Annotated in this window: 6 protein-coding genes; 3 read left to right on the top strand and 3 right to left on the bottom strand. The window is 57.2% G+C overall.

Features of this window, described 5'->3' with window-relative positions:
* The 3 genes from NDI87_RS15085 to NDI87_RS15075 form a co-directional block, all read left to right on the top strand.
* Positions 1-1,873: OmcA/MtrC family decaheme c-type cytochrome (locus NDI87_RS15085; protein WP_296276258.1), on the top strand; the 1,873-nt coding region annotated here is incomplete at its 5' end.
* A gap of 399 nt (positions 1,874-2,272) precedes the next feature.
* Positions 2,273-4,699: an OmcA/MtrC family decaheme c-type cytochrome gene (locus NDI87_RS15080; RefSeq protein ID WP_296276257.1), complete on the top strand. Its 2,427-nt coding sequence runs from the start codon at positions 2,273-2,275 to the stop codon at positions 4,697-4,699.
* Positions 4,700-4,777: 78 nt separating this feature from the next.
* Complete coding sequence (locus tag NDI87_RS15075; protein WP_296276256.1) at positions 4,778-5,236, top strand: helix-hairpin-helix domain-containing protein; 459 nt, start codon at positions 4,778-4,780, stop codon at positions 5,234-5,236.
* Between the two features lie 68 nt (positions 5,237-5,304).
* On the opposite strand, the gene NDI87_RS15070 is transcribed toward NDI87_RS15075, so the two are convergent.
* From NDI87_RS15070 to NDI87_RS15060, 3 genes are read right to left on the bottom strand one after another with little or no spacing between them, the layout of a single operon-like run.
* Positions 5,305-6,621, bottom strand: coding sequence for a TolC family outer membrane protein (locus NDI87_RS15070; RefSeq protein WP_296276255.1), 1,317 nt, complete (start codon positions 6,619-6,621; stop codon positions 5,305-5,307).
* A gap of 58 nt (positions 6,622-6,679) precedes the next feature.
* Positions 6,680-7,021: a rhodanese-like domain-containing protein gene (locus NDI87_RS15065; RefSeq protein WP_296276254.1), complete on the bottom strand. Its 342-nt coding sequence runs from the start codon at positions 7,019-7,021 to the stop codon at positions 6,680-6,682.
* A 2-nt stretch (positions 7,022-7,023) separates the two neighbouring features.
* Positions 7,024-7,686 carry a protein-L-isoaspartate O-methyltransferase gene (locus NDI87_RS15060; RefSeq protein WP_296276253.1) on the bottom strand — a complete coding sequence of 221 codons (663 nt, stop codon included), beginning with the start codon at positions 7,684-7,686 and terminating at the stop codon, positions 7,024-7,026.
* Positions 7,687-7,838 lie beyond the last annotated feature (152 nt).

The following is a 7,838-nucleotide window of genomic DNA, read 5'->3' as shown; positions in this document are numbered from 1 at the left end:
CTTCATTCCTGCCACAGGCAAGACGGTCACTGCCACTGATGCGCAGCGTAACGTCACCTCCATGGCAGCTTGCATGTCATGCCACAGCAAGTTCGAATTCCATGGCGGTGGCCGTCAGGATCCGCAATACTGCGTCGTCTGTCATACCGATCAGCGCAAGTACGGTCGAACTGACTCGGTGGCCATTGGAAATGCCTATTCCGGCAGCACTACCCGCATTGATGGCAAAGCGGTAGGCGATTTCCCGACAGCCGTCCATAAAATTCATATGGGCCATAAGTTGATGAAATCTGGCTACGACTATGCTGGCGTCAAGTTCAACGAAATCTTATACCCGCAGCCGGTGACCAACTGCGTTAAATGCCACGATGGTTCCACTACAGCCGAGAACAAAACATCTCAAGGCGACAACTGGAAAAATGTTCCCAGTTTGCTGGCTTGCAGCTCGTGCCATGATGGCATCGACTTCAAGACTGGTGCAGGCACAACCTTGTCTGGCTCCACCGTGGGTCACATTGGTGGTGGAAAAACCGACGACAAAACTTGTGTCCTGTGCCATGACGCGGCAAGCATTCCGGTTTACCACGTGACGGTTGATCCGACTGGCGCCAATGGCCGCGGCGGTTATCCGCTGGTAGGCGGCTTTGGTCCATCAATCCCCTTGGCTTCGCAATTGAATCTGCCAGCCGGTGTCTATAAGATCGGCATGGAAATCAAGTCGGCGACCGTTTCGGGTGCCGCGGGTGCCAAGCAGATCACCGTCGTCTATCGCATCACCAAGGATGGCACACCGGTGAAGTTCAACGCCACAGGCTTTCTGATGGATGGCGTCGATGGTTCGCCCAATATCATGGCGGTGCATTCAACTCCCCGGGACGGCATTGCTGCGCCTGCTGACTGGCTGGCTTCGGACCTCGGTGGCGGCACCCCGATCAAGAGTCTTCGGGATGGCAGCGGCGGTACCCAAACCGGCCCGGACGCCGATGGCTATTACACTGCAACCCTGGCTAAGATCATTCCCGATGACGCCAAGATGGTCACGGCGGCACTGGGTGTCGGCTACAACGGCTTCGTGCAGCTGAATCTGCCAGCTTATCCGAAGGGTATCCGACTGCGTGAGCCCAAGTTCGTCACGATGACTGCAACCGGTTCCACAGCGCGTCGCACCGTGGTCGATGGTGACAAGTGCAATAGCTGCCACGGCCAGTTGGGTGTTGGTCCGTCCTTCCATGCCGGTGCCCGCAACAACGGTCAAGCATGCGCTCTGTGCCACGATCCGGCCAGAGCCACGGGCCACGTTGGTGCGGCTTACAGTTTCGGTGGCGGCTGGTCGGTCAGCGCCAAGAACATGGTGCACTCGATCCATGCGTCAAAGATGCGTGCCGAAGACTTTACCTATGAGGCAACCGCTGCAAACCCGACAGGCTTTGCGGAAGTTACCTATCCAGGTATTTTGAATAAATGCGAGCAGTGCCACGTTGCAGGCAGCTATGACTTCAGTGCGACAGCCAGTGCTGCTGCCCTGCCCAATCTGGTGTGGACGACCGAGGCTTCCGGAGACATGAGCAATCCGACGAATGTAGCGTCTATTGGCTTGTCGCCATGGGTTACGATGCTGGGCCGTGGCCAGGTTGATTACCGGACTGACAACCTCGTGTCGTCGCCGGTCTCGTCTAGTTGCTTCGGTTGCCATGACAGTGGTTTGGCTGTTTCACACATGCAGTTGAACGGTGGCACGCTTTACAAGTCGGTTTCCTCTGTTTCTGTTAGCGGCACCGGTGACCGTACCAAAGGCTTCGCCAAAGTTGAAACCTGCATGGTCTGCCATGCCAGCGGCAAGGTTGCCGACATCAAGGCAGTTCACATGAAATAACAGCAATTTTCTGTGTTAACCAAAACCCCCGAAGGTGGTAACGCCTTCGGGGGTTTTTAATATGTGGTGAATTTTGAGCCGCAGCACTCGCGCCCATCAGCTGATTAGATAAAACTTGATATAGCGCAAATGTTTAACAGTTTGAAGACGCAGTTTCACTTGTGTAAAGATTTTGTAAATTGATAATAAGGCCTTCCAAAGTCAACGCCATAGGAGGCTCACGTGAAACATGTCGAACTAGCAAGGAAGAGTAAATCTTCCTCTCATTGGACCAGGCTTGCCACGGCAAGCCTCCTTGCCGTGGCGGCCCTGGCCGGTTGCGGCGGTGGTGACGATGGCGCAGCGGGTGCACCAGGCGCGCCGGGTGCACCAGGCGCGCCTGGTCAGGACCTGACAGCCGTGGTCAATCTTGCCACTGTCAGCGCCACCGATTGGGCTGCTCTAACGCCCGTCGCAACAGTCTCCAGTGTGGTCATCAACAGCCCTCCGGTGGTGTCGTTCAGTGTGGTGGATGGCTACAAGCGTCCCGTGGTAGGGCTGACTACTTCGCAACTCCGTTTCAGCATTGCCAAACTGGTTCCAGGCGCGGCCGGCAGCCAGAGCAAATGGGTGAGTTATATCGTGGGTGATCCGGCAACGGGTGCCCCAAGTCGTCCGGGTACTGAAAACGTTGCAGCCAATCTGGTTGACAACAAGGACGGCACTTACAAATACACTTTTGCACGTGACATCACGGGTCCATTGCAAACCAAAATAGCGGAATGGTTCGGTGACGCGGCAACCAAAGCCAATGGCACGTCGACATACGCAAAAGCCGATGTTCTCGGGGCAGATGGAAAACTGTTGGACTATGCGCCAACACTGCAACACCGTGTTGCCATCCAGCTCTCGGGTTCGGTAAATGGTGGCACATTGGCAAATCCTGCCAACGCCATCTACGACTTTGTTCCCGCCACAGGCGCACAGGTGGCAGCCGCTGATGTGCAGCGTGAAGTGGTCTCGATTGACAGTTGCAATACCTGCCACGAGAAGCTCGCCCTCCACGGCGGCGGTCGCGTTGAAACGCGTTATTGCGTCGTGTGCCATACCGATCAACGTAAAAATGGCGTTGTCAGCGTGGTTTCGACAGCAGGCAAGTTCCCGGCACTCACGGAAACAAAGACGGTGAATGCGACAACTGGCATTACCAGCTATAGCTATTCGCCGGAAACCAGGGTGGCCGATGGTGAAGTGGTAGGTAACTTTACGACCATGGTTCACAAAATCCACAATGGCTCGGCTTTGGTCAAGGAAAACTACAACTATGCCAACGTAGCGTTCAACAACAAGGCTTATTCGATGCTCGGCAATGGTCAGAAGATGTGCAGCACCTGCCATGACAGCACCAAAGCAAAACAGGCCGACAACTGGAGCACCCAGCCCAGCCGCGTCGCTTGCGGTTCTTGCCACGATGGCATCAAATGGTCTGACGGAACAGGTACAACGCTGGCTGGTGATACTACCGGGCACGTTGGCAAAGGACAGTCCAGCGACGCCACCTGTTACCTGTGCCACTCGTCCGCCGACATTAAGGTCTATCACCAGACTGACAATGTCACCAAGCACAATCCAACCGTTGCCGCTGGTTTGGTGAACTTCAAGTACGACATCAAGTCTGCGGCCGTGGATGCCAGCAATACTGTGACCGTGAAGTTCAAGATCAGTTCCGACGGCGGTGTCCTGCCAGCAGTGTTCACGCCATTGACGTCAATAGTGCAAACCGGCTTCACTGGTAGCCCGGGCTTCCTGCTCTCCTGGGCGGGCCTTCCAAGCGGCATGCTTGCAGCCGACTTCAAACCGGTTGATTACGACAACAGTGGTGTTACCAAAGGCGACGCGAAGTCAGTTACTTTCGCCGCTGCGGGTTTGACAGCGTCGTCTGCGCCTGATGCCGACGGCTATTTCACCGCAACGATAGCCAACGGGTTCCCCGTCGGTGCGAAATTGCGCGCGGTTTCACTCAATGCCTACTACACACAGGCAGCTGGAACCAATGGCATCTCAGCAAGTACCGGCCGGCATGCGATCTCGGTGGTCAAGGCGGTCACCGGTGACGACGTTCGCCGCACCGTGGTGGATTCGGCCAAGTGCTCTAATTGCCACGAGTGGTTCGAAGGCCATGGCGGTAGCCGGGTCTATGAAATCCAGGTCTGTGTGACGTGTCATGTGCCCAACAAGGCCACCAGCGGACGGGGGATTTCTGACACGCTTTTTGCTGCCTATCCGTTTACAGCTGCGGACAATAAAAAGCTGACAGAGTGGGGCGTTAACAAGAGCCTGACTGAGACAGCACTGCAATTGCCGGTCACGTCCAACAACATGAAGGACATGATTCACGGGATCCACGCGGGCCGCGATCGGGTGACACCGTTCATGGATGCGCGTGACCGCACTCCAAGTGCCATCACTTTGCTGGACTTCCGCCGGATGGACTTCCCAGGCAAACTCAACAACTGCGAGACTTGCCACAAAGCCGGCACCTACAGCAGTGTGCCAAGTGCTGCCCTGTCCTCCAACTATGAGTCGATCAATGCCGCTTATGCCGTAACGCGGACAACGGCCAATGCCAAAGCGTCTTATGCCACGGTCAATGCCGATGACAGCGTCGTTTCGCCATATGCTGCGGCCTGTGTGAGCTGCCATGACTCGCAAAGCGCCAAAACCCACGCCAGCCTGAATGGTGGACAAGTCCAAGTCAAGCGCGGTGCGCTCATTGCCAACGGTGAGGGATGTGTGACGTGTCACGGTCCAGGCAAGGAATTTGACGCAGTCGTCATGCACAAGTAATCAGACTACGAGGGTTTTCACCCTCGTTATCTGAGCCAAGCAATCAACCCGGATGTGGCGACATACCCGGGTTTTTTTATGATGCTTGGCAATACACTAGCAAATGCCAAGATTTATCAAGGAACGTCTTTCATGAAATTCAGTAGCATCAAAACCACATGTATTACCCTGACCCTGCTGTTGTCCGCCAGCCTCTGCGCGGCCGCTGACAGCCAGGCATCCGCGCCAAAGCCAGCCACAAGCAAGACTGAAACAAGCGCCCAGAGTGGCACTGCTGCCAAACCCAAGGCGGCGCCCAAGGTCAAGCTGGTTGACATCAACAGCGCGAAGAAAGCAGAACTCAAAACGCTTCCTGGCGTCAGCGATGCCGAAGCCGACAAGATCATCGCTGGCCGCCCATATGGCAGCAAAGCGCATCTGCTGACACACAAGATCGTCAGCGCAGAGATTTATGACGGACTAAAAGGCCTGGTGATTGCGAAGCAGGCCACCAATGATGCAGTCAAGAACGCTGCGCTTTACAAGAACAAAAAATAATTGCGTCTTTTTTCCGCAGAGATAACGGCGGATTCGTAAGGCTCCGAACCCGGCTTGGGTAACTGTGCTTATTTGGCCAGCAGCGCATTCACCGCGTTCAGGTCTTCAGACTTGAGCGTGCCATTGGCCTGGCGCAGTTTCAGGCCACCCAGCAACACGTCGTAGCGCGCTTTGGCCAGTTTGGCCTTGGTGTCGAACAGCGCAGTCTGGGCGTTGAGCACGTCGATGTTGATGCGCACACCCACCTGGTAACCTAATTTTGTGGCGTCGAGTGCGCTCTGGCTGGATGCCTCGGCGGCTTCGAGGGCCTTGACCTGACCCAGACCCGACTCGACGCCAAAATAGGCGGTGCGGGTGGCCTGGGCCACGCCCCGCTTGGCGGCTTCGACATCGCTGCGCGCCTTGTCTTCCAGAGACAGGGTTTCCTTGATGCGGTTTTGAATGGCGTAGCCGGCAAACAGCGGCAGGTTAAAGCTCAAACCGACTTGTGCCACATTGCTGCGGTAGTCCAGCGGGGAGCTGGACGAGCCATTGTTTTTGGTGATGTTGTAGCTGCCTGTCAAATCCAGCGTGGGTTTGTTGCCCGCCTGGGCTTTTTGGGTTTCGAGCTGGGCTACTTCCAGGCCGAGCTGGGCCTGGCGTATGGCCGGGCTCATTTCTTCTGACTGCGCCACCCAGCGGGTCACGTCAGCAGGTGCCACAGGGGCAATCACCACGGGCACCGCCAGCGGCTTGGGCGCAGCGTCTGCCTTGCCGGTGAGTTGGTCGAGCGCCACTTTTTTGACGCGCAAGTCGTTTTCGGCGGCTATTTCCTGCGCCAGCACCAGGTCAAAACGCGCCTGCGCTTCGCGGGTGTCGGTGATGGTGGCGGTACCAACCTCGAAGTTGCGCTTGGCCGAAGCCAGTTGTTCGGATACGGCAGACTTTTGTGCCTTGACAAAGTTCAGGCTGTCGCCGGCGGTGAGCACGTCAAAGTAGGCCTGGCTGACACGGACGATGAGGTCCTGGTCGGCCGCCTGCAATTGCGCCAGCGCTACTTCGGCCGACTTTTTACCCTGTGCCGCCGTGGCGACATTGGCCGGGCGGTACAAGGGCTGGCTGGCGCTCAGGGTAGCGCTTTGGTTGCCGTAGCTGCGCTCCATAGTTTCAATATCACTGTCGATGTTGGCGCGGTTCACGCCCATCCCTAGGTTGACACTGGGCAACAGCCCGGCCTTGGCCTGCTCTGCCTTGGACAGATTGGCTTCATACAGCGACTTGGCCGACTGGTAGCTGGCATCAAAGCCGCGCGCCGCGTCATAGAGTTCCACCAGACTTTGGGCCTGTGCGGGCAGCACGAAGGCGGCAGTGAGGGCCAGAGCAAGGGGAAGTTGACGCAAATTCATGATGTTGTCCCTGAGGTAAGGTGCCAATAAGGAGCCGGATGGTCTGGCTAGCGCTGAATCAGTAGCGCGGCACGCTGGGGTCCACTTCGGAAGACCAGGCGTTGATGCCGCCCGCCACATTGGCCACATGCTGAAAGCCGTGCGCTTGCAGGAAGTTGGCCACTTGCATGCTGCGCACGCCATGGTGACACAGGCAGGCCACGGGTTGGTTCGGGTCGAGCTCATTCAGGCGCGGCGGAATCGCGCCCATGGGGATGGTGATGAGCTCAAAACCATCAGCCTTGATGCTGGCGGTGAGGAGCTCATGGGGCTCGCGCACGTCCAGCACCACCGGGTTGCCATGGCCACGCACGGCTTCAAGCCAGTCTTTGAGTTGAATCGGACGGACTTGTGTGACCATGTTTAAAACTTGAAGGCGCTGGGCTGCGGGAAGTTGAGCAAACGGGGGGCGTTGTCGTCCCATTTGTCAACCGAAGTGAAATTGGTTTCGCTGGTGCGGGTAATCAGCTGGGCATGCATGATGGGCTCTTCGCCCACGATCGCAACCAGGCGGCCGCCCACCTTGAGCAGATTCAGCAGCGACTGTGGCACCTCGGCGACCGAGCCACCGAGCACGATGACGTCGAAGGGTGCCTCTGCTGGGGTGCCTTTGGAGCCGTCCGCCTGGCGCACCTCGACGTTATGGATGCCAGCGCGTTGCAGGTTGGCGCGGGCCATGTCGGCGATTTCGGGGTTGATTTCCAGCGAGATCACGCGTTGCGCCTGGTGCGCCAGCAGCGCGGTCATGTAACCCGAGCCCGTGCCAATTTCGAGCACCTTGTCGGCGGCCTGGACGGCGGCATCCTGCAGCAAGCGGGCTTGCACACGCGGGGGCAACATGCTCTGGCCACCCGGCAGGGCGATGGCCATGTCAACAAAGGCCAGGGATTTTTGCGCCAATGGCACAAAGTCTTCGCGCTTGACGCTTGCCAACAGGTCCAGCACCGCGGGGTCGGAGACATTCCAGGGGCGAATCTGTTGCTCGATCATGTGATAGCGGGCTTGTTCCACGTTTTGCAAGTTCATTTTTGGTACTCCAGGGGGTATGTTAACGGAATCGTTCGATTTTAGCGGGTGACGCTGTCAAAAGCCTTGTTTTATGCGTCATTTAAGTCGGGTTTGCGCCAGAATCTGGCCAGCCATTGCGCCAAATCATCCATGTAGCAGTACACCACCGG

Origin of the sequence: Rhodoferax sp., assembly GCF_023701345.1 — a bacterium.
In the GTDB taxonomy this organism is placed as follows: domain Bacteria; phylum Pseudomonadota; class Gammaproteobacteria; order Burkholderiales; family Burkholderiaceae_C; genus Rhodoferax.
The sequence above is the reverse complement of the archived record's forward strand: the minus strand, read 5'-3'. Positions and strand labels throughout refer to the sequence as shown.